The sequence below is a fragment of the Amycolatopsis sp. NPDC114503 genome (assembly GCF_055633655.1).
In genome coordinates this window covers 157,461-178,148 of record NZ_JBVKDT010000013.1, presented here as the reverse complement: position 1 = coordinate 178,148, position 20,688 = coordinate 157,461, and the positions used below count along the sequence as shown (strand labels likewise).

Genomic DNA, 20,688 nt, shown 5'->3' with positions numbered 1-20,688 from the left:
CGGATCACGGAGATCCGCAGAAAGTCCGTTCGGCGGTGAACGGGTCCGGCGGGACGGTCACTCCGGTCCGGTGCACGGCGCCGGTGAGATTGGCCCAGAACCGGCCCGGCGACATCGGTTCTCGCACCGAGCGCTGGATTTCCGCCAGATCTCCGCAACTCAGCGCGTGCCGGGCGGCGGCGACCTGGTCCGCGGTCACGTCGGCGCGCACCGCGAAGTTGCCCGGGCTGGGGACCGGCGCGGAGGGGTCCGCGTAATCCGCGAGCAGCCAGGCGTTGCTCAACGGTTTCGAGTGTCCCGGTTTCACCGTCGGGAACTCGAACCGCGCGCCGATCGGGTTGGCGAGGCCCCAGAAATCGGCCACGCCGGCGTCCACCGGCGACATGACCCCGGCCGTCCCGAGGTACACCCCGATGATCATGGACTTCGACGGGACGTCCGCGCGCAGTGGTGTCGTCACGATCTGCGCTTGCGGGCCGGGGCCCTCGTAGGTCAGCATCCCCGGCCGGGCGGCGTCCCTGAGATATTTCATCTTCCAGGTGAAGTCCGCCGATTCGGTGGGCCACTCCTGGCCGGTCCACGCGTGGTAGTAGCCGCGCTCGTCGTCGATGAGTTTGCCGTTCCGCGGAGCGAATTGCCCGAGACTGCCGCAAAGAACGGCCCACGCCAGCAGGACGACGGCGGCCGCGCGAGTGTTCTTCGAAGCCGGGAGCACCAGTACCGGCAGCATCAGCAGGAAGAAGATCGGCAGCGCCATCCGCGCGTGCATGTAGTCGCCGCCGATCTTGAGCAGATATCCCAGCGACAGCACACCCGCGACGACCGGGGTGAGCGTGACGACCAGATCGGTGCGGCGCCGCAGCACTCCGGCGAGCAGAACCGTGCAGAGCACCAGCGGCAACCACAGCAGATACGGGTTCACGAAGTCGCCGACGTATGCGAATCCCCTTGCCCAGAAGGATTCGCTCGCGTTTTTGGTGAGCGCGGGCATCGGCACGATGATGCCGTAGAAGCCCATGCGGAAGATCTCGTAACCGACCGGCAGCCCGCCGGCGGCGGCGACCGCGGCGAGCGTGACTCGCCACGACGGCTTTGCCGCCAACCACAACGCGGCCAAGAAAACCGCCGCGACCAACGCTTGTTCCGGACGGACCAGCGGCCCCAGCCCCATCGCGAACGCCGCGCCGACCACCGCTCTGGCCGACCCGCCGCCGCGCGAGCGCACGAGCAGCCACCAGCACAGCGCCATCCAGAACGTGTTGAGCCCGGTTTCCAGCCCGGACGTCGCGTATTGCCACACCGGCCGGACGCCCAGCAGCGCGAGCACGCCGCACGGCACCATCGCCGCGACGTGCCCGCCGTGCAACCGGCTCGTCGCACTCACCGCGAAGCCGAACCCGGCGGCGGTGAGCAGCAGGCCGAGCATCCAGGACAGCGTCGAGGTGTCCGACTGGCCGAACACGAACCCGGCGAACGCGAGCAGCCATTGCCACAGCGTGCTCGTCGAAGCCTCGGCCCGTTCGCCGAGATTGTAGACCGGGCCGTTTCCGGCGAGGATCTGCTCGACGATTCTGGTGAAAATCAGCGCGTCGTCGCAAATCCAGCGGGTGACGTAGCCGAGAATGGCGATCAGCAGTATCGAACCGACGATTATCCAGCGGTTTCTTCGCCTGTAGTCAAGGAGATAAACGGGCTGTTTTAGGGCGCGCGGAAGCGCTCTGGGAATAGTGTCCACGATTAAGAGTTCCGCCGGTAATCGATGATTCCGGCCGCGACCAGCGCCACGATGCCGGTGCCTACGAGGGAGAGTTGCGCCAACTCTGTCGGCATGAAGCCGGGCCCGGCCATGGTGGCCTTGAGCACGAGCGGCTGGATCAGTACGAACGCACAGCACACCGCCAGCGAGAACGACCACGCGGGCGTGCGGCGCCGGAACGCGAAGTAAGCCGGGATGATCAACGCGGCGGCCCACGAGTACCAGGAAAGCCCGCGCAGATCCGAGTCGCCGAAGAACTCGAAACAAAGCGCCGAAACCACGATCGCAGCTAGCGCGAGCCACCATTTCCGCGCGACCGGCAGGGGCGCGCCGGAGTGGAATCCGACGACCAGCAGCAGCAAGGGCAGCCATTGCGGTACGAAATAGCCCAGGAGATCCGGGCTGAAACTGAACGAATACCGGTACAGGAACGCGGCGAATCCCGCGACCAGCACCACCCCGGCGACCGTTCGAGCGGCCCGGCGCCGTCCGGCGAAGAGGAACACGAGAGGCACCGCCGTCGCGGCGGCCAGCCCGAGGTCCTGCTTGAGCTGATGAGCCACCTGCGCCATGACCGGCGCGGCGAAGCGGCCGAGCAGGTGCGGAAAGGTGACGGCTTCGGACAGGTCGCGCCCGACGGCGAGGACGCCTTTCATCACGCCCCACAGGAGACCGAGCAGCGCGACCAGGCGCACCGTGTCGCCGAAAGCGACCACGCGAGCCGGGGCTGAGCTTGCGGCCAGCCGGGCCCGCAGGCCCAGCCCCAGCATCGCGAGCAGTTCGCGCCATTCCTCGAGACGGCCGCCGTCTCGAGCGTCCAGCAGCGCGCCGACCATTTCGTCCTCGCGGTCGGCGCGGTACCAGCGAGGCAGCAGCCGCACCATCCGGCGGTACTGGAGTTCCGGAGCGGTCATGCCCCGCCGCCCGTCTGCGGCGCCCAGCCCCGCGCCCGCAGCACCGAATCCGCCGCCGCGGCATTCGCCGCCAGCCGCCGGGCCTGCTCGGCCAAAGTACGGCCGCCCAGGTCGGTCAGCCGGTAGTACCGGCGCAGCCGGCCCTGGTGGATCTCCTCTTTGTCCCGCTCCGCCCACCCGTCGGCCACCAGCCGGTCCAGCACGCCGTACAGCGTGCCGACCCGGAGGCGGACTCGGTTCTCCGACAGCTTCTCGACGGCCTGGACGATGCCGTAGCCGTGTTTTGGCTCGTCGGCGAGCGCGGTGAGGATCAGGAAGACCTGCTCCGACATGCCTCGTTCGGTCACCCGTCCATATATATCACGTCGCGATATATGCGGGTGTCCGAACTACGGTGCTACAGCTCGGCGACAGCGGTTCCCTCCAGCTCGACCAGCAAGGCGGGAATCGCCAGCCGGGTCACGCCGAGCATCGTGGTCGACGGGGCGACCCCGGCCGCGGCGAGGCGTGCGGCGAGGACGCCGTAGTGCCGGAAAAGCTCGTCGACGTCGGTCGTGTAGACGTTGAGCCGCACCAGATTTGCCAGCGTCATGCCCGCTTCGACGAGCACCGCCTCCAGGTTGTCGAGGCTCAGCGCCATCTGCTTCGCCAGGTCCCCCGCGTGCTGCGGTTCGCCGTCGCCGTTCATGGCGGTCTGCCCGGAGCAGTACAGGGTCCGGACCGGCCCGGACACCAGTTCGCCCTGGTTGTATCCCATCGCCGCCGACCACGCCCACGGGTTGACAGTCGTTCGCTCCACCACTTGCTTCATTCGCCTTCTCGGGCAGTACGCGGAGCAGCTTGGCAAGCAATACACGACATCCAGTGTCGTGTATTGGGTAGAATTTCCGGTATGCGCGCCGACCGGTTGGTCTCGCTGGTCCTGCTGCTGCGCCAGCGCGGCCGGCTGTCCGCGGCCACTCTCGCCCGTGAGCTGGAAGTCTCCACTCGCACTGTGCTGCGGGACATCGACGCGCTGTCCGCGGCGGGCGTGCCGGTCTACGCCGAACGCGGGCGCAACGGCGGTTTCGCGCTGCTGCCCGGGTTTCAGACCGAACTCACCGGGCTGAACCACGACGAGGCGCTGGCGCTGCTGGTCGCCGGGTCACGTCGCGGCGCGCAGGCATTCGGCCTCGGTTCGGCGCTCGCTTCGGCCATGCTCAAAGTGGTCGACGCGCTGCCGGAAAGCCACCGGACCACTGCCGCGGGCGTGACTGAGCGACTGCTCATCGACCCGGAGATCGATCTCCTCTCGCGCCGCGCGGTCGCTGACGAGGCACCGGACGCGGTGGTGGCTGAGATCCGCCGCGCGGTGTTCGCCGGGCACCAGGTGCGCATCCGCTACCAAGCGGTGAACCAGTCCCCGAAGTGGCGCACAGTGCACCCGATTGGACTGGTCACCGTACGGGAGTTGGGATATTTGCTGGCCACTCGCGAAGGCGAGGACCGGACGTACCGGCTGTCCCGGGTGCTGGCCGCCGAAGAACTCGACGAACCCGCGCAGCGACCAGATCGAGTAGACCTCGGCCGCGCCTGGCGGGAACGCAGCACACGGTTCCGGAGCGGCGGCGACCAAATCGTCACACTAGTCCGGATTCGTCCCGCGCAGCGGGAGGAATTGGCACGCACCGCGCTCGCCATTTTCGCCGAGGAATCCGGCCCGAACGGGTGGCTTCGACTGGAGGCGGCTTTCCAGGATTCCCGGCACGCCGAATGGGCGCTGTGGCAGCTCGGCCGGAACGCGGAAGTCCTTGCGCCGCAATCGTTGCGCACCGCGCTGCACGACCGCGCCGCCGCGCTCGCCGCCGCCTACTCGGGGCCCGCCTGACTCCTCGGCACCGGCACTGCCAGCACATTCCGTAGTTGTGCAGATACCTACTCACTGGTAAGTTACCCGCCAGTCGTGATCCACATCATGGTTCGAACTTCATGGTTCAAAGGGGAGTCATGATCCGGAAACCCGTCCGCGCGCTGATCGCCGCCGCCGCTCTCGCGATCACGTCCGCCGTCGCGCTGCCCGCCGCCGCCTCGGCTGATTCCTTCTACAGTTACGACGGCAGCACGCCGCTCTCGTCGTACGCGCCGGGCACCGTATTGAAGACGCGGACGTTGACATATCACGTCTTCGGCTTCCCCACCCCAGTGCAGGCCATCCAGCTGCTCTACCGGACCGCCGACGCACAGGGCAATCCCACCGCGAACGTCACCTCGGTCGTCCGAAATCCCTTGGGCGGCAACGGAAAGGTCGTGTCGTACCAGTCCGCGTACGATTCGCTCGACCCCGAGGACGCGCCGTCCCGCGCGATCGCCGGCGACGTCCGGCTCGGCGGCGCGCTGCCGAACGCCGAATCGCTGCTCATCGCACCGGCGCTCGCGCTCGGATACAGCGTCGTCATCCCGGACACCGAGGGCCCGACCGCCGATTTCGCCGACGGCCCGGAATACGGTCAGACCACTTTGGACTCCATCCGCGCCGCGACGCACGCGCCCGGCACCGGAATGACCGAATCCACCAAATTCGGCCTCATCGGCTATTCCGGCGGCGCGATCGCGACCGGCTGGGCGTCGGCGATCGCCGCGAGCTACGCGCCGGAAGTCGAGAAGAACCTCGTCGGTTTCGCCGAGGGCGGGGTGCTCGTCGATCCCGCGCACAACCTCAAGTACGTCGGCGGCAGCCCGGTCTGGTCCGGCGTGATCCCGATGGCGCTGATCGGCGTCTCGCGCGGGTACGGCATCGACCTCAAGCCGTACGCCAGCGAGTACGGACTGAAGGTGCTCGGCGAACTGGAACACGCGTCGATCGCCAACGCGCTCGGCCACTACCCCGGGCTGACGTGGCAGAAGCTGGTCAAGCCGGAGTACGCGAACCCGGATTCGGTGCCGCCGTTCGTCGACGCGGTCAACAAGGTGAACATCGGCTCGGCGGCGACGCCTTCGATTCCCGGGTTCATCGCGCAGGCCAACAACGGCGCGCTCGAGGGCACCGTGAGCAATGAGCCGGGCATCGGCACCGGCGACGGCGTGATGGTGGCCGGCGACGTCCGCGCGCTCGCGAATCAGTACTGCGCGAGCGGGAACACCTCGATCAAGTACACGCAGTACGACCTGCTCAGCCACGCCACGGCACTCCCGGTGTGGGCGCCGACCGCGATCGCCTGGCTCGGCGACCGGTTCGCGGGCAAGGCCGCGCCGTCCAGCTGCGGGCAGATCCCGCCGGGGAACTCGCTGGAGCCGGAGCAGCACACCGGGTCCTGAAGCGGCTGATCCAGGCAACGGTTCGGCGACGAAAGCCCTGCGACTGCGTCACCGTCGTCGCCGAACCGCCTGGTCCGCCCGCACACTGACCGCATCCGCCCGGCCTGCCCCGGGACCTTCGACCGCCCCTCGCGGCGGATTTCCTCAGGCAGGCGCGTCATGTACACCAATCCTCCACAGCTTCGCAGGCTTCCGGCGAGAAGCACTGTGCTGCGCAAGATCCCGGTGGCGGCCGGGATTCTTCTGCTTTCCGCGTGCAGCGGGCCGGCCGCCGTCCCAGCACCGCTGGGCACCACGGCTCCCACCACTACGGCAGCCCACAGCGCTGCTCCGTCCATTTCGGACCGTCCGAATTCGTCCTCTTCGGACAGTCCAGTCTCGCCCTGTGGCTCGACCCGGAATTGGGGCACCGGAACCAAAGAAAGCCCAGGATCGACGACGAACGCGCTGTACCTGGTCACCGTCAGCCGACACGGCTGTTACGACGAAGTGGTGTTCACCATCAACGGTGCGGCCGCAGCCGGATTCACCGTGCGATACGTTCCGCTCGTGACCGCGGATCCCTCCGGGAAACCGTTGCCAGTGAGCGGAAGCGCGGTCTTGCAAGCGGTGATCCGCGCACCCGCGCAGGGTTTCGACGACAGCGGACACCAACCTGGTCGCGTGCTGGCCCAAATCGGCGACTATTTCGCGCAGCCAACCGGTTGGCCGTCCTTGCGCGCGGTCCGGTTCGCGGGCTCATTCGAGGGCCAGTGCACTATCGCCATCGGCGTCCGGGAGCGGGTTCCGTTCCGGGTGAGCAGCCAGGAAGTGCCAGCCGACCAGATCCGCCGGGTGGTGGTCGACCTCGCGCACTGAACCAATCTCCGCTCAGCGAACGAAATCCGCGAGACGGTCGAGCTGCCGCAGCGCGTGCGCGGGATCCTCGTGGTCCTCGAGTTCGAACAGGACCCGGTCGACGCCCGCCTCCGCGTAGTCCGGCAGCTTCTCCGGATCGGCCCCGTACAGCGTGACCGGCACGTGGCGGCCCGCCCGCTCGCGCAGTTCGGTGATCCGCGTGCGCAGGAAGTCGATCGGGTACAGCGGCAGCGGGAGCCAGCCGTCGCCGTGGCTGAGCACGCGGTCGAGCACCTTCACCCCGACCCCGCCGATCAGCACGGGCAGCGGCCGCGCCGGTTTGGGCCAGGACCAGATCGGGTCGAAGTCGACGAATTCGCCGTGGAACTCGGGTTCGTCCTCGGTCCAGATCGTCCGGACCGCGGCGACGTGTTCGAGCATGCGCGCGATCGGACGGGCCGGATCGACGCCGTGGTCGGCCATCTCCTCGGCGTTCCAGCCCGGGCCGACACCGAGTTCGAACCGGCCGCCGGACAGCACGTCGACGCTCGCCGCCTGCTTGGCCAGGGTGATCGGGTGATGCTGGCTGACCAGCGACACCGCGGTGCCGAGCCCGATCCGTTGGGTGGTGGCGGCGATGGCGGCTAGCGCGGTGAACGGGTCGAACGTGTGCGAGTAGTAGCGCGGTAGCGGCTGCGGTTCCGCCGCGCCGACCGGGTACGGGGTGAGCCGGCTGGTCGGGATGTGGGTGTGTTCGGTGAGGAACAGCGAGCCGAAGCCGCGCTCCTCCACCGCCTGCCCGAGCCGGACGGGGGCGATGCCGTAGTCGGTGAGGAAGGTGACGATGCCGTGGTCCATGAGACCACCGTAGCCTAAATGTCAGTCGACTGACATTTAGCTCCGCGGTGCTAGCGTGACGCCGTGGCCGAGCCCAGAACCGAACGCCCGCGAGCCGACGCCCAGCACAACCGGCGCGCCATCCTCGCCGCGGCGCGCACTGCGGTCCAAGGCAGCGGCGAGGTCTGGCTCGACAAGATCGCGCAGGCCGCGGGGGTGAGCGCGCGCACGCTCTACCGGCACTTCCCGACCAAGGACGATCTGCTCGCGGCGGTGCTCGAGGACTACTTCGCCGAGCAAGCGGAGCCGATCCGCCGCCGTGTCGACGCCGAACCGGATCCGCGCCGGGCGCTGGAAATCGTGCTGGAGAGCGGGGTCGCCGCGTTCCTCGAACACCCGGGGGTCCTCGCGCTGGTCAACGGAAACGCCCTCGCCGCCGAGATCGCCGGACGGCATCTGGGGGCGTTCGGGGAGGTGCTGTCTCGGGCGCAGGAAGCCGGGGCGGTGCGTTCCGATCTGACGCTCGAAGATCTCCCCTGCCTGATCACGATGGTCACCGCGGTGGCGGGCTCGAACTGGCCCCGGTATCTCGCGCTGTTGATCGACGGACTTTCTCCAGCGGCCGCCAGTGCTCCATTACCGAACGTGCGTTGAGATATCACGGGAAGCCTCTGCTTGGTCACCAGGATCGCTGCAGTCGCGCGTTGGCCTGATGTATCACGCCTCGCTGGGCGACGGAGTTTCTCCAGTTGCCGCGAGTGCTCCACTACCCAACCTCGGTTGAGATATCACGAAGACCCTGCCCGACCACCAGAATCACCGCAGTCGCGGGCGCGCACTGGCCCCGTTATCGAGCCCTCCTCGTCGACAGACTCACTCCAGCCGGTCGCCAGTGCCCCGCCACCTCGCCCTCGTCAGGCTTACTCCAGCGGCCCTCAGTGATCCACTACCGAACGCACGTTGAGATACCACAAAGAAAGCCCCTGCCCGCACACCGGCGGACAGGGGCTTTCCCTTGCCAGCTACCGAATCAGCCGTCCGAATCAGCAGACGGGATGAACGCTCCCGGCACCTGGTCCGGGGCGAAGATCTTGTCCTCGCCCGGATACGGCTGGGTCCACCCGTGCACCTGGTACCACGTGAAGTGGTCCATTTGCGCGGGGTTGGCGTAGTCCGCGGTGGCGTTCGGGCCGGTCAGCTTCTGCTGCGACTGCCATTGCTGCCACTGCTGCGCCAGCTGCTGCTTGTCCGCGGGCACCGCCGCCGACGCCGCCGCGGTGGACGCCGTCGGGACGTTGTCCGTGCCGCACGACGGCGGGGTCTTGAGGCCCGCGGTGAGCGACGTCTGGTTCGGCACCGCGGTGAACGGCGTGGTGTCCGGCTTCTGCGTGAACGCGGTCGCCATCGGGGTGGCCGCGCTGTCCTTCTGGTTCATCGGGTGGATCCCGAGGATCTGCTCGATGGTGCGGATCATGGTGATCTGCGAGTAGTACCGGCTGTCGGTCGCGCCGTGCTGGGCGTACGGGCTGATGATCTGGATCGGGGCCCGGTGCCCGTCGACGTGGTCCAGCCCGGCCTGGGAGTCGTCCTCGACCACGAAGATCGCGGAGTCCTTCCAGTACTGGCTGTGCGAGATCTTGTCGACGATCTTGCCGACGGCCAGGTCGTTGTCGGCGACCTGCGCGGCCGGGCTCGGCGGCCCGCCGGTGTGGTCGCTCGACAGCCAGAACATGTTCAGGTTCGCCGGGCCGTTCTTCTCGAAGTCGTTCTTCCAGATCTCGTACCGGTACTGGTCCGGCACGTCGGTGTCGAACTTCGGGAAGCCCGGCACCGAAACGCTGTTCAGCGACGGGATCGGCGACGACGAGACCAGCGGGTAGGCGGTCGGCTCGCCGGTCGCGGCCATGTTCTTCGAGTCGCAGTACAGGTTCTGCCAGCTCGCGCCCGCGGGCTTGGTCAGGAACTGCTGGAACTCGCCGAAGTCGCGGACGGTCTTGCCCGCCGCCTGCGCTCCGCTCCACAGGAAGCCGCTGCGCTGGTGGCCCAGCGCGTCGTCCTCGGTGTCGTAGCTGCGCTTGTACTCGCCGGCGGACGACTCGGTGTACTCCGGGTTGTCCGCCTGCATCAGCCAGTTGTGGCCCTCGGCCGAGTTCGTGCCGATGTCGTACGTGTTGTCGTACAACCCGAACTGGTCGGCCAGCGCGTGCTGGTTCGGCGTGACGGCCTGGCCGAACTGCGCGAGCGCCGGGTTGCCGTTGCCCTTCTTCATGTCGCCGAAGAGCTGGTCGTACGTCCGGTTTTCCTTGACCAGCAAGAAAACGTGCTTGATCGTGGACGGGTCGCCGAGCCGCTGAGGCACCGGAACCGGCTTGACGTCGCGGTTGCCGCCCGCCTTCTGCACCGAACCGGGCGTCCAGCCGTTCTGCTTGAAGACCTGGTATGTCTGCGCCCAGGTCTGCCAGTCGGTCGGCAGCGTGAACCGCTGCAGGCTCGACGTGGTGTCGTGCGTGGCGTGCCCGGCCGCGGCGGTCGGGCGGCGGGCGTCGATGCCGCGGGTGTTCGCGACAAGGATATTTTTGCCCGACGCTGAGATACCAGACGGGAAGTAGTCCGTCGGCAGCAGACCGATGAAGGCCGCGGGGGCCTGCGGGAACCAGTAGCGGTAGACCGCGACCGCGTTCGCCCGGCCGAGGGTCACCAGCAGGTGGCCGTCGTCGGTGAGCGCGATGTCGGTCGGCTCGTAGCCGACTGTCGCCTCCGGCCACGGCTGCGTCGCGATGGTCTGCACCACGACGCCCCGCTGGGCGTCGATCACCGAAACGCTGTCGCCGCCGGTGTTCGCCACGAACAGGGTGTTGTTCTTGGCGCGCAAGGCGGTCGGGTGCAGGCCGACGTCGATGCTCTTCACCGGAGCGGCCGGGTTCGCCAGGTCGATCACGCTGACCGTGCCGGTGGTGGCGGCCCCGGTCTTCGGGTCCGCCACGACGTCGGTGCCGTACGAGTTCATCGTGGTGTCGCCCGGCTTCGCCGCGCGGCCGCCCTCGTTGCTGACGTAGATCCGGTCGCCGATCCGCACCAGTGCGCGCGGCGCGTTGCCGACGGTCCAGCTCTGCTTGAGCTGACCGCTGGCGGCATCGATCGCGACGACGCGGTTCTGCCCGTTCACCGCGGAGTACACAGTGGACCCGTCCGGCGAGAAGATCGCACCCGCGGCAAGGGAATGCTTGGCCCCGTCGGCCGGGATCGCGACCCACGTCGGGTTCGCGACGGTGCCGTCCGGGTTCACGTCGAACTTGCGGTAGCCGTCGATCTGGCCCAGCCACAGCGTTTTGCCGTCCGGCGAGTACGACGGGCCTTCCTGTCCGACGTCATTGCCCGGCAGCTGCAGGTCGGCCTTCTTGTCCTTGCCGACGAGCTGCTGCACCTTCCAGCTCTTCAGGTCGACGATGGTCAGCGCGATGCCGCCGTCGGTGGTCAGCGCGGCCAAGTGGCTGCCGTCCGGGCTGACGGTCGAGGACATGATCTTGCCGTTGGGCAGGACCAGCCGCTCGCCGATCGGCTTGAGGTACTGGTCGCTGGAGATGGTCAGGCCGTTCGCGGTTTCCTGGCCGACCTGGTCGGTGCCGAACTGCTTGGTGGAGGCGAGGCCGATGCCCGAGCCCGTGGCGACGAGAGCGACCGCGGTCGCCCCCGCCGTGACGAAGCGCAGCTTGCGGGATCTGCGGAGTTCTGTCTTCCCGCCACGCCTGCGACGGCGCGTTACTTGCATGTCCTCATCCCTTCGTGGAGGAGAGCAGTTCGACGTTGCCGTCGAACTGCCACAGCGGGTTGGGCCGGTCCCCTTCCGGGGTCCGCACCTGGAAGTAGCCGTTCACTTCCTTCGGTCCGTCGCCGTCGGCGACATACCGCCCGTCCGAGGTGACATCGAGCTGGTAGATCGCCTGTCCGGTCGCTGAGATACCAGGGAGATGCCAGGAGACGACGCAACGCCAGTCGTTGCCGGGGCCTTCGGCCTCGACGAGGCCGCCGCCCTTGGTGCATTCCGTGCTGGCCGCGAGCTGCTCCTCCGTGACGTCCGGACGGTGCAGTTGTGCGGCCTGGATCCGGTAGAGGTGCGCGAATTCGGTCGACAGCGACTGCTGCAGCTTGGCCTGGTCGATGCCCGATCCCGACGCCGGCGTAGCGACCGCGACGACCGCCACCGTGACGCCGACCAGCGCGGCCAGCGGCAGCAGGCCCGCAGTGAGTACACGACGACCGGCACCGTCATATGTCAGATCGGTGAAGTCGCGTCTCACGAAGAGCGCATACGCCAGCGCAGTCGCGACCACTGCCCACACCAGGCTCACCCCGACGCCGATCAGCAGCGGACCGAACTGGACCGGGTCGGTGAAGAGACCGTTCCACGAGATGAACGCGTATGTCGGCAGCGCGAGCCGCACGACGACCGGCAGCGGCAGCAGCTGCGCCACCGCCATCACGAGTGCGACCACCGCGGGCAGCAGCAAGCCCATCGGCGACCGTCCTAATGCGACAGAGCCGAGGAGGCCGATTCCCGCCAGGGCAAGGGTCGGGGCGAGAACGCAGATCCAGGCGAGAATGACCTTCGCCGCCGCGTCGCCCGAGGACAGCAGGTGTCCGTCGAGGCCGATCAAGGGCTGCCCGCCGACCGCGACGAGACCACCGACAGTGCTGGACACCGCCAATCCGAGGACCAGCAACAAGATCACGGTGAGGCTGGCAAGCGCTTTCGACACGAAGATCCGCCGGTACGACCGCATCGCCACCAGCAGGTGCCGCCAGGTGCCGAGCCGGTCCTCGGCGGCGAAGACGTCCCCGGCGACCAGCGAGGTCAGCAGCGGAAGCGCGTAGCTGCCCGCGAAACCGAGCAGGACGAGCGGCCCGGCCCAGCCGGTGGCGTTCATCAGGCGGCCGAACAGGGTGTCCACCGGCAGGTCGCTCTGCTGGCTGACCGCGGCGACGAACACCGCGGGCGCGAGCCAGCAGGCGAGGAGCAGCACGCGGATCCGCCACTGCGACAACAACTTCACCAGTTCGAACCGGTAGCCGCGGCCCAGCCCGACCGGGCGGACCGGCGCCGGCGCCCGTTCCTCGGTGAGGGTCATCGCTTGTCCTCCTGCTCCGTCAGCTCCAGGAACGCCGCCTCCAGCGGCGAAACGACGGGAGCCAGTTCCCGTACGCCGATGCCCTTGCCGACGACGCGCGCGACCAGGTCGTCCAGTGCGGGTACGAGACCGCTCACCACCAGGACGTCTGCCTGTCCGCGCGGGGTCTGGGCGTCGTCGATCCGCAGCCCGGGAACGTTCTCGGCAATCTCGCGCGCGGCCTTCTGATCCGACGTCACCAGGCGATAAGCCAGCTCACGATCGTCGGAGGACAGTTTCGCCAGCGGCCCGGTGAAAACGACGCAGCCCGCGGACAGGATGGTGACCTCCGAGCAGAGCGCTTCGAGGTCGTCCATCCGGTGGCTGGACAGCACCACCGCGGTCCCCTCGTCGGCGAGCCGGGCGAGCACGCTGTGCACGTGTTTCTTGCCCGCCGGGTCGAGACCGTTGGCTGGCTCGTCGAGGATCAGCAGCCGCGGTTTGGTCAGCAACGCGGCGGCGAGGCCGAGGCGCTGGCGCATGCCGAGGGAGAACCCGCGCGCCCGGTCGTCGGCGACGTCGGTGAGCCCGACCTGCGCCAGGAGATCGTCGAGGTCGACGGTCTGTCCGCGCAGCGAGGCCAGCGCGGCCAGATTCTGCCGCGCGGTGAGCGAGGGGTACAGCCCCGGCCCGTCGACGAACCCGGCGATGCCGTCCGGGGTGGCGAGCGCACGGCCGACCGGGCGGCCGAGGATCTCGAGTTCGCCCTCGTCGGCGGCCGCGAGTCCGAGCAGCAGGCCGAGCAGCGTCGTCTTGCCCGCGCCGTTCGGGCCGACGAGCCCGTGGATCTCGCCGTATGCCACGTCGAGATCGACACCGTCGAGCGCGATCACGTCGCCGAAACACTTGGTGATCGCGCGGGCCCGCACCGCGTCGCTGGTTTTCATGAATCCCCACTTTCCGAAGCCGTGAGGAACTTAGGCACGACAAGTGACATGCGAACCCGTGCCAGGTTGAACGTTGGGGAAACCCCGTGCGCCGCAGCCGGTTTCCCGGCGGTCAATCGGACAAAACGGGATCAATCGCGCGATGGCAAGGTGTCCGAGATCTCCCGGACCAGCGCATAGGACCGTTTCCGCTCCGCGTGGTCGTGAATCGGAGTGGTGATCATCAGTTCGTTCGCGCCGGTTTCGGCGATGACTGCGCGCAACGAACTCCGCAGTGCCGCCGGGGCTCCGGCGAGTACCGGACCGGGGCCGACGGCCGGGTCCACGACCGCGTCTTCCGGACGCGGCAACAAGATCCGCTCGCCGCGCGAACGGCTCAATGCCTTAGCCCGAATGGACCTGGCGAGCCATTCGGCCCGTTCCTCGGTCGCGGCGGCGACCACCGCAACGCTGACCACAATGGACGGTTCGGCGGTGTGGCCGGGGCGGAAGTTCTCGCGGTAGATCCGGGTCGCGGCGGCGGCTTCGGCGGGGCGGAGGTGGTAGGCGAACGCGTACGGCAGGCCTAGTTCGGCGGCCAGGTGCGCGCTTGCGGTGCTTGAGCCGAGGAGCCAGATGTCCGGCACGTTCCCTTGCGCGGGAGTTGCGCGCAGTGGCTGGTCCGCGTCGGCGAAGTAGGTCAGCAACTCCTCGATGCGGGCGGGAAAACTTTCCGCCGGGCCGGGGTTCAGCGCGTCGGCCACTCGGCGCGGGCCGCCGAGCGCGCGGCCGAGCCCGAGGTCGATCCGGCCGGGATGAAACGCGGCGAGCGTGCCGAACTGCTCGGCGACGACCAGCGGCGGATGGTTGAGCAGCAGAACGCCGCCCGCGCCGACGCGGATCCTCTTCGTGGCATCCGCGATACGGGCCGCTGTCACGGCAGGCGCGGCGCTCGCGACACCACGCATGCCGTGGTGTTCGGGCAGCCAGTAGCGGTGATATCCCAGTTCGTCGGCCAGTTCGGCCAGATCGACTGTGCGCTGCAACACCTCCCGCGCGGTCGACCCCGCGACGATCGGCGAAGTGTCCAGCACTGAAACCCGCACCCGGGCATCATCCCGGACGCGGTGCGGGACGACAACCGGACCGCCCAGGTCTCAAGTGGACGGTCCGGCCGCGGCTTACGAGGTTTCCCGCACTGGCGCGGGCGCGTCTTCCTCTTCCTCCACCGCCTCGCTCAGCTGCCAGCCACCGCGGCGGCGCAGCACCACGAGGTAATATCCCAAGGCCAGCAACGCGATCGCGCCGGTGACAATGAGACTCGGCCGTCCGATCACCGGATCTGCCGCGTTCACGTACAGCACGCCCGCCAGCGCGATCAACGCCACCACCGGTGCGATCGGGAACCCGGGCATCCGGTACTTCGCCCCGGCCGTTGCTCCGGAACGGCGACCCAGGATCGCGCCGAGGCACAGCGCCGCATACACGACGACGATCGACGTACTGGTCACGACGGTCAGGATCTGCGGGTCCACAAAGCACAGTGCGGCGGCGATGAATCCGGTCGCCAGCGTCGCGACCCACGGGGTGCCGAACTTCGGGTGCACCGCCGAGAGCGCGCGGTTCATCGCCTTCGGCCAAGCGCGGTCCCGGCCGCTGCTGAACACCAGCCGGGAGCTGATCAGCACGATCGCGAGGACCGCATTGATGATGGCGAGCGCGACCGCGAGGCTCAGCACGGTGTCGAGCGTGCTGCCGCCGCGAGCCTGCACGAAGTACGACAACATGTTGGGAGAGTTGAACAAAGTGCCGAGATCCGGCGCGCCCATCAGCACCGCGGTGACCGGGATCAGCTCGGCCAGCACGGTGACCCCGAGTCCCATGAGGACAGCCCGCGCCACTCCGCGTCCGGCGTCCTTCGTTTCCTCTCCGAAGTAGACAGCCGAGCCGTAGCCGTTGTAGGCGAAGATCGCGATCGCCGTCGCGATCATCACCGCGCTGATCGTCGCCGGACCGCCGCCCGGGGCGACCGGATGCGCGAGCAGATCGGTGAACGGACGGGCCGGCTTGGCCAGCCCGAGCACCGCGACCACGGCCAGCGCCAGCAGCTCCACCGCGAGGAAAATGCCGGTGACCCAGGCGTTCAGCTTGATGTCGAACACCGCGACGATCGCGGCGAGCACGCACGTCACCGACGCCACGACCGCCGGCGACACGCCGGGCAGCACCACGCTCAGGTAGGTGCCGACGCCCAGCGCGATCACCGCGACGATCAGCACCTGCGTCACGATCATGATGCCCAGCACCATGAATCCGGGCAGTTTGCCCAGCGTGCGGGCGGCGATCGTGTACTCGCCGCCCGCGGACGGGAAGGCCGAGCCCAGTTCGGCGTACACGAAGGCCATGAAGATGCCGACTACGGCGGCGGCGAGGAAGGCGTAGAAGGCGCCCGATCCGGCGCCGGTGAGGACGCCCGGCGCGATGACGAACACCGAGGACGCCGGACTGATCGCGGAAAGCGTGATCAGCAGCATGCCGAGAGTGCGCAACCCGCGGCGCAAGACGGGGGTGGACAACGCTGGCCTCCATCAAGTCGTTGCTCAAGTACGTTGTTTGAATGGAACTCAAATAACCAGCCGGGCGTTCAGCTAAGGCCCTCAGGCCCGCCACGTCAAGACTTCAGCGGTCTCGATCCGTTCAGGGCTTGCATTTTTCGAGATTTGTTCAAAGAATCAAGGCATGGCAAGACCGAGCAAGGCCCCCGAGCGGCGGGCGGAACTGGTGGCCGCGGCGCGGCACACGGTCGTCGAACGCGGCGTGCTGAACCTGAAGCTGCGCGACGTCGCGGACCACGCCGGCATGTCGCCGGGTTCCCTGTTGTACTACTACCCTTCCCTGAGCGACCTGCTCGAAGACGTGCAGCAGGAGGCCGTCGAACGCTTCTGCGTCGCACGCGAAGCCGCTGTCGCCGCCGAAACCGACCCGCGCGCCCGGATGCGCGCGATGATCGGCAGCGGCCTGCCGAACGGCAAGAACGACGAACTGTGCGTGCTGCTGTACGAACTGGGCACCATCGCCCGCCGCGAACCGGCGTACGCCGCCCGGCACATCGCGCTGTACGAACGTCAGGTCCGCGGCTACGTCGGAATCCTCGAAGCCGGGGCGGCGACCGGGATTTTCGACCTGACCGACGACCCGGTCACCATCGCCCGCAACCTCGTCGCCCTCGAAGACGGGTACGGCCTGCACCTGACCCAAGCCGTTCCGCCGCTCGACCGGTCCGTCGCCGAGGCGATGGTCCTGTCCTACGCCCGCGTTTCGACCCGATGCTCCCTGGAGGACCCCGCATGACCCGCGCCCGCGACCTAGGCTTGACCCTCGGCGGCAAGCCCGGCCCGCACAACGCGATCACTGATATCCCAGGCGTCGAGGTCGGATACACCACCTTGATCGAAGGCGATTCGGTGCGGACCGGGGTCACCGCGATCCTGCCGCGCGGCCGTTCCCGGTTCGATGTGCCGTGCTCCGCGGGCACGTTTTCGCTGAACGGCAACGGAGAAATGACCGGCCGGGCCTGGCTTGCCGAGACCGGATCGCTGACCCTGCCGGTTCTGATCACCAGCACCCACTCCGTCGGACAGTGTCATCGCGGCACGATCGACTGGGTGGTGCGGGAACGCCCGGACGCCGCGGCGGAGTGGCTGCTGCCGGTGGTCGCGGAGACGTGGGACGGGTATCTCAACGACGTCAACGCGCCGACTATCCGGACCGACCACGCTGTTGCCGCGATCGATGCGGCTGCCTCCGGCCCTATTGCGGAGGGTTCGGTGGGTGGCGGGACTGGGATGACCTGCTACGGGTTCAAGGGAGGTACCGGGACTTCGTCGCGGGTTGTTTCTCATGGCTCGGACAGTTATACGGTCGGAGCGTTGGTGCAGGCGAACTTCGGGAGCCGCTCGGAGCTCACGGTGGCTGGGTCGCAGCTTGGCGTCGAGTTGGCCGAGGACAATCCGATGGCCGACACCAGCTGGCTCGCCCCGGCGGGTGCGGGGTCGGTGATCGTTGTGATCGGGACTGATGCGCCTCTGTTGCCCGGGCAGTGCACTGCGTTGGCCCGGCGGGTGCCGCTGGGGTTGGCGCGGACTGGGACTACTGGGTCGCACTTCTCCGGCGACTTGTTCTTGGCGTTCAGCACAGCCAACGCAGGTGCTTTGAACAGCCATTTCCCTCGTCCGGACGATGAGCCTTACGAGAGCATGCGGTTCATCCCGTGGGGGGCGATCGATCCGTTCTTCGAGGCCGTGGTGCAGGCGGTCGAGGAGGCGGTGCTGAACGCGCTGGTGGCGAATGAGGAGATGGTCGGACATCGGGGGCATCGGGTTCCGGCGCTTCCGGTGAGCCGCTGGCTGGAGGGGGCCTAAAGCAGGCGCGGCGGGCTCGCCCGGGCGCTTGGCTGACCACGCGCCGCGTCCGGGCGAGCCGGAGCTTCGCCGATAGACCCGCCCCCGCCGCAAGAAGGGTCTCGCGTGTGCTGACTCCTTCCCTGGCACGCGCGAGACCCGCGACCCCTGCCGTGGGCCTCGTGAGCGCCTGTCCCGGTTAGAACCGGGATCGGCACTCACGTGGCCCACGGCGGAGCGTTACCGGTCGATGCCGCCAGAGTCGCGGATCCTGAGCGCCGGTGTCTTGTCGAGCTGGAGGATGCCGGTCGCCTGAGAGCTGACTTGGGCAGTCGCCGCCGAAACAGTTCGCCTGCCCAGCGGATACATCACCCGGCACGCCCTGAGCGCGGTGCCGCGCAGGCAGGCTTCCCGCATCTCCGCCCCTTGCCCTCGCCCGCCAGGATCGTATATCTTTTGAGATATCTTCCTCTCCCGACGACATCCGGGCAGGTCAACCCCCATGAGTCCCGTATCGAGCACCACCCCGCCGGAGCGGCCGGGCAAGGTCATCGCGCTTCATCTGAACTACCCGTCCCGCGCGAAACAACGCGGGAGGACCCCGGCGAAGCCCTCGTACTTCGTCAAGCCCGCCACCTCGATCAGCTCCTCCGGCACCCCCATCGAGCGCCCGGCAGGCACCGAACTCCTCGCCTTCGAGGGCGAAATCGCGCTCATCATCGGCAAGCAAGCCCGCCGCGTCACCCCCGAACAAGGCTGGGACCACGTCGAGAGCGTCACCGCCGCCAACGACTTCGGCGTATACGATCTGCGGCACGCCGACGGCGGGTCCAACCTCCGGTCCAAGGGCGGCGACGGCTTCACTCCCCTCGGCCCGGCCACGATCCCCGCCGCGGAGGTCGATCCCGCGAACCTCCGCGTGCGCACCTGGGTCAACGGCGAGATCGTCCAGGACGACACCACCGAAGACCTCATCTTCGACTTCGGCACTCTCGTCGCCGATCTCTCCCAGCTGAGCACCCTCGAACCCGGCGACGTCATCCTCACCGGGACCCCGGCCGGATCGTCCGTCGTGAAGCCGGGCGACGTCGTTGAGGTCGAGGTCAGTCACGGCGAGAAGACCACCGGCCGCCTGGTCACTCCGGTCACGGAAGGCACCACGCCGCTCCCGAAGTTCAGCGCGCAGCCCAAAATCGACGACAACCAGCGCGAACAGGCTTACGGCGACAGGGAATCCGCAGGGCTTCCGGCGGAATTCGTGCTCACGGAAGAGCTCAAGACCAAGCTCACCAGCGTAGGAACCGCAACGCTTTCCGCCCAGCTGCGCAAGAACGGCTACAACCACGTCTCCATCGACGGCCTCGGCTCCACCCGTCCGGACACGAAACTCATCGGCCGCGCGAGGACTCTCCGCTACGTCCCCTTCCGCGAGGACCTCTTCAAGTCCCACGGCGGCGGCTTCAACGCCCAGAAACGCGCCATCGACAGCCTGAATCCGGGCGACGTCCTGGTGATGGAAGCCCGCGGCGAAAAGGGAACCGGCACGATCGGCGACATCCTCGCCCTCCGCGCCCAGGTCCGCGGAGCAGCGGGAATCGTCACCGACGGCGGCGTGCGCGACCTGGCCGCGGTGGCCGCGCTGGACATCCCGACTTACCACTCCGGTCCGCACCCGGCGGTGCTCGGCCGCCGTCACGTGCCCTGGGACGTCGACATCACCATCGCCTGCGGCGGCGCGACCGTCCAGCCGGGCGACGTGATTGTCGGCGATTCCGACGGCGTCCTCGTAATCCCGCCGCATCTGGTGCAAAAAATCGCGGACGCGGCGATCGAACAGGAACGCCAGGAAACGTTCATCGCGGAGCAGGTCGCGAACGGCGAAAGCGTCGACGGGCTCTACCCGATGAACGACCACTGGAAGGCCAGGTACGCCCAGTGGCGCCCGTAGCAGGCGAGAGCAAGTCCCAGCGCGCGTACCGCTGGATCAAGGACCGGATCGCCGACAGGACCTTCGGTCCCGGCTATCGCTTGGTGCTGGGGCAAATCGCCAAGGAACTGGACGTCAGCGTCGTCCCCGTGCGCGAAGCGATCCGCCTGCTCGAAGCCGAAGGGCTGGTGACGTTCGAGCGGAACGTCGGCGCGCAGGTGGTGATGGTCGACGAGACCGCCTACGAGCACACCATGCAAACCCTTGCCCTGGTGGAAGGTTTCGCCACCTCGCTGTCCGCGCCGAAACTGTCCGCTGAGGACATCGAACGGGCGCGCGCGGTCAACGAACAGATGCGCTTGTCGCTGGAGAACTTCGAACCGCACCGGTTCACCGAGCTGAACCAAGAGTTCCACTCGGTCCTTTTTGAACCCTGCCCGAACCCGCACGTGCTCGACCTCGTGCACCGCGGCTGGCACCGGCTGGCGTCGCTGCGCGATTCGACGTTCAGCTTCGTCCCGGGCCGCGCGCACGAATCCGTCAAGGAACACGAACAGCTGCTGGTGCTGATCGAGCAGAACGCCGACCCGCTCGAACTCGAGCTGGCCGCGCGCCGGCACCGCACCGCCACCCTCGACGCCTACCTCGACCGGCGGGCCGCCCCGCCCGCCGAAGCTCCCTAGGAAGGACCC

At 68.2% G+C, this 20,688-nt stretch carries 19 protein-coding genes; 8 read left to right on the top strand and 11 right to left on the bottom strand.

Annotation, left to right across the window (positions count from 1 at the left end; translation table 11 throughout):
- Positions 1-4: 4 nt before the first annotated feature.
- The 4 genes from ACZ7OI_RS39820 to ACZ7OI_RS39805 are packed head-to-tail and all read right to left on the bottom strand — an operon-like array spanning position 5 to position 3,469.
- Entirely contained in the window at positions 5-1,735 is a 1,731-nt protein-coding gene (locus tag ACZ7OI_RS39820; protein WP_470269299.1) for an arabinofuranosyltransferase AftB family protein, read from the bottom strand.
- Between the two features lie 2 nt (positions 1,736-1,737).
- A complete protein-coding gene (locus ACZ7OI_RS39815; protein ID WP_470269298.1) occupies positions 1,738-2,670 on the bottom strand; it encodes a hypothetical protein in 933 nt (310 codons plus the stop codon).
- The gene (locus ACZ7OI_RS39810; protein WP_470269297.1) at positions 2,667-3,017 is read right to left on the bottom strand and encodes a PadR family transcriptional regulator; all 351 of its coding nucleotides are present in this window, start codon (positions 3,015-3,017) and stop codon (positions 2,667-2,669) included. The genes ACZ7OI_RS39815 and ACZ7OI_RS39810 overlap by 4 nt, the downstream gene beginning before the upstream one ends.
- Positions 3,018-3,067: 50 nt before the next feature.
- Positions 3,068-3,469, bottom strand: coding sequence for a RidA family protein (locus tag ACZ7OI_RS39805; RefSeq protein WP_470269363.1), 402 nt, complete (start codon positions 3,467-3,469; stop codon positions 3,068-3,070).
- A gap of 93 nt (positions 3,470-3,562) precedes the next feature.
- On the opposite strand from ACZ7OI_RS39805, the gene ACZ7OI_RS39800 reads away from it, so the two are divergent.
- From ACZ7OI_RS39800 to ACZ7OI_RS39790, 3 genes are all read left to right on the top strand, one after another.
- Positions 3,563-4,537 carry a helix-turn-helix transcriptional regulator gene (locus ACZ7OI_RS39800; protein WP_470269296.1) on the top strand — a complete coding sequence of 325 codons (975 nt, stop codon included), beginning with the start codon at positions 3,563-3,565 and terminating at the stop codon, positions 4,535-4,537.
- 119 nt (positions 4,538-4,656) lie between these two features.
- Positions 4,657-5,964, top strand: a complete 1,308-nt coding sequence (locus ACZ7OI_RS39795) for a lipase family protein (protein WP_470269294.1) — start codon at positions 4,657-4,659, stop codon at positions 5,962-5,964.
- A gap of 159 nt (positions 5,965-6,123) precedes the next feature.
- The gene (locus tag ACZ7OI_RS39790) at positions 6,124-6,822 is read left to right on the top strand and encodes an AMIN-like domain-containing (lipo)protein (protein WP_470269293.1); all 699 of its coding nucleotides are present in this window, start codon (positions 6,124-6,126) and stop codon (positions 6,820-6,822) included.
- Positions 6,823-6,834: 12 nt separating this feature from the next.
- Here the strand turns inward: ACZ7OI_RS39790 and ACZ7OI_RS39785 are convergent, their stop codons facing one another.
- Complete coding sequence (locus ACZ7OI_RS39785) at positions 6,835-7,659, bottom strand: LLM class F420-dependent oxidoreductase (protein ID WP_470269292.1); 825 nt, start codon at positions 7,657-7,659, stop codon at positions 6,835-6,837.
- A 63-nt stretch (positions 7,660-7,722) separates the two neighbouring features.
- On the opposite strand from ACZ7OI_RS39785, the gene ACZ7OI_RS39780 reads away from it, so the two are divergent.
- Positions 7,723-8,292, top strand: coding sequence for a TetR/AcrR family transcriptional regulator (locus tag ACZ7OI_RS39780; RefSeq protein ID WP_470269291.1), 570 nt, complete (start codon positions 7,723-7,725; stop codon positions 8,290-8,292).
- 376 nt (positions 8,293-8,668) lie between these two features.
- Here ACZ7OI_RS39780 and ACZ7OI_RS39775 read toward each other — a convergent pair whose 3' ends face one another.
- The 5 genes from ACZ7OI_RS39775 to ACZ7OI_RS39755 all read right to left on the bottom strand — a co-directional run bounded on the left by ACZ7OI_RS39775 (position 8,669) and on the right by ACZ7OI_RS39755 (position 16,245).
- Positions 8,669-11,407, bottom strand: a complete 2,739-nt coding sequence (locus tag ACZ7OI_RS39775) for a bifunctional YncE family protein/alkaline phosphatase family protein (RefSeq protein ID WP_470269290.1) — start codon at positions 11,405-11,407, stop codon at positions 8,669-8,671.
- Between the two features lie 4 nt (positions 11,408-11,411).
- On the bottom strand, positions 11,412-12,764 hold the full coding sequence (locus ACZ7OI_RS39770) for an ABC transporter permease (RefSeq protein ID WP_470269289.1): 1,353 nt from the start codon (positions 12,762-12,764) through the stop codon (positions 11,412-11,414).
- Entirely contained in the window at positions 12,761-13,690 is a 930-nt protein-coding gene (locus ACZ7OI_RS39765) for an ABC transporter ATP-binding protein (RefSeq protein WP_470269288.1), read from the bottom strand. Before ACZ7OI_RS39765 ends, ACZ7OI_RS39770 begins: the two co-directional genes overlap by 4 nt.
- A 131-nt stretch (positions 13,691-13,821) precedes the next feature.
- A complete protein-coding gene (locus tag ACZ7OI_RS39760) occupies positions 13,822-14,775 on the bottom strand; it encodes an LLM class flavin-dependent oxidoreductase (RefSeq protein ID WP_470269287.1) in 954 nt (317 codons plus the stop codon).
- Between the two features lie 75 nt (positions 14,776-14,850).
- Positions 14,851-16,245: an APC family permease gene (locus tag ACZ7OI_RS39755; RefSeq protein ID WP_470269286.1), complete on the bottom strand. Its 1,395-nt coding sequence runs from the start codon at positions 16,243-16,245 to the stop codon at positions 14,851-14,853.
- Positions 16,246-16,408: 163 nt separating this feature from the next.
- On the opposite strand from ACZ7OI_RS39755, the gene ACZ7OI_RS39750 reads away from it, so the two are divergent.
- On the top strand, positions 16,409-17,020 hold the full coding sequence (locus ACZ7OI_RS39750; RefSeq protein WP_470269285.1) for a TetR/AcrR family transcriptional regulator: 612 nt from the start codon (positions 16,409-16,411) through the stop codon (positions 17,018-17,020).
- On the top strand, positions 17,017-18,090 hold the full coding sequence (locus ACZ7OI_RS39745; protein WP_470269284.1) for a DmpA family aminopeptidase: 1,074 nt from the start codon (positions 17,017-17,019) through the stop codon (positions 18,088-18,090). The genes ACZ7OI_RS39750 and ACZ7OI_RS39745 overlap by 4 nt, the downstream gene beginning before the upstream one ends.
- Positions 18,091-18,309: 219 nt before the next feature.
- On the opposite strand, the gene ACZ7OI_RS39740 is transcribed toward ACZ7OI_RS39745, so the two are convergent.
- Positions 18,310-18,486: a hypothetical protein gene (locus ACZ7OI_RS39740; RefSeq protein WP_470269283.1), complete on the bottom strand. Its 177-nt coding sequence runs from the start codon at positions 18,484-18,486 to the stop codon at positions 18,310-18,312.
- Positions 18,487-18,571: 85 nt separating this feature from the next.
- Between ACZ7OI_RS39740 and ACZ7OI_RS39735 the strand changes: the two genes are divergently transcribed.
- Together ACZ7OI_RS39735 and ACZ7OI_RS39730 are read left to right on the top strand one after the other, a co-directional pair.
- Positions 18,572-20,017 (top strand): fumarylacetoacetate hydrolase family protein, encoded by a 1,446-nt coding sequence (locus ACZ7OI_RS39735; protein ID WP_470269282.1) that lies wholly within the window; start codon positions 18,572-18,574, stop codon positions 20,015-20,017.
- On the top strand, positions 20,005-20,679 hold the full coding sequence (locus ACZ7OI_RS39730; RefSeq protein WP_237596881.1) for a GntR family transcriptional regulator: 675 nt from the start codon (positions 20,005-20,007) through the stop codon (positions 20,677-20,679). The genes ACZ7OI_RS39735 and ACZ7OI_RS39730 overlap by 13 nt, the downstream gene beginning before the upstream one ends.
- The last annotated feature ends 9 nt before the right edge of the window (positions 20,680-20,688 follow it).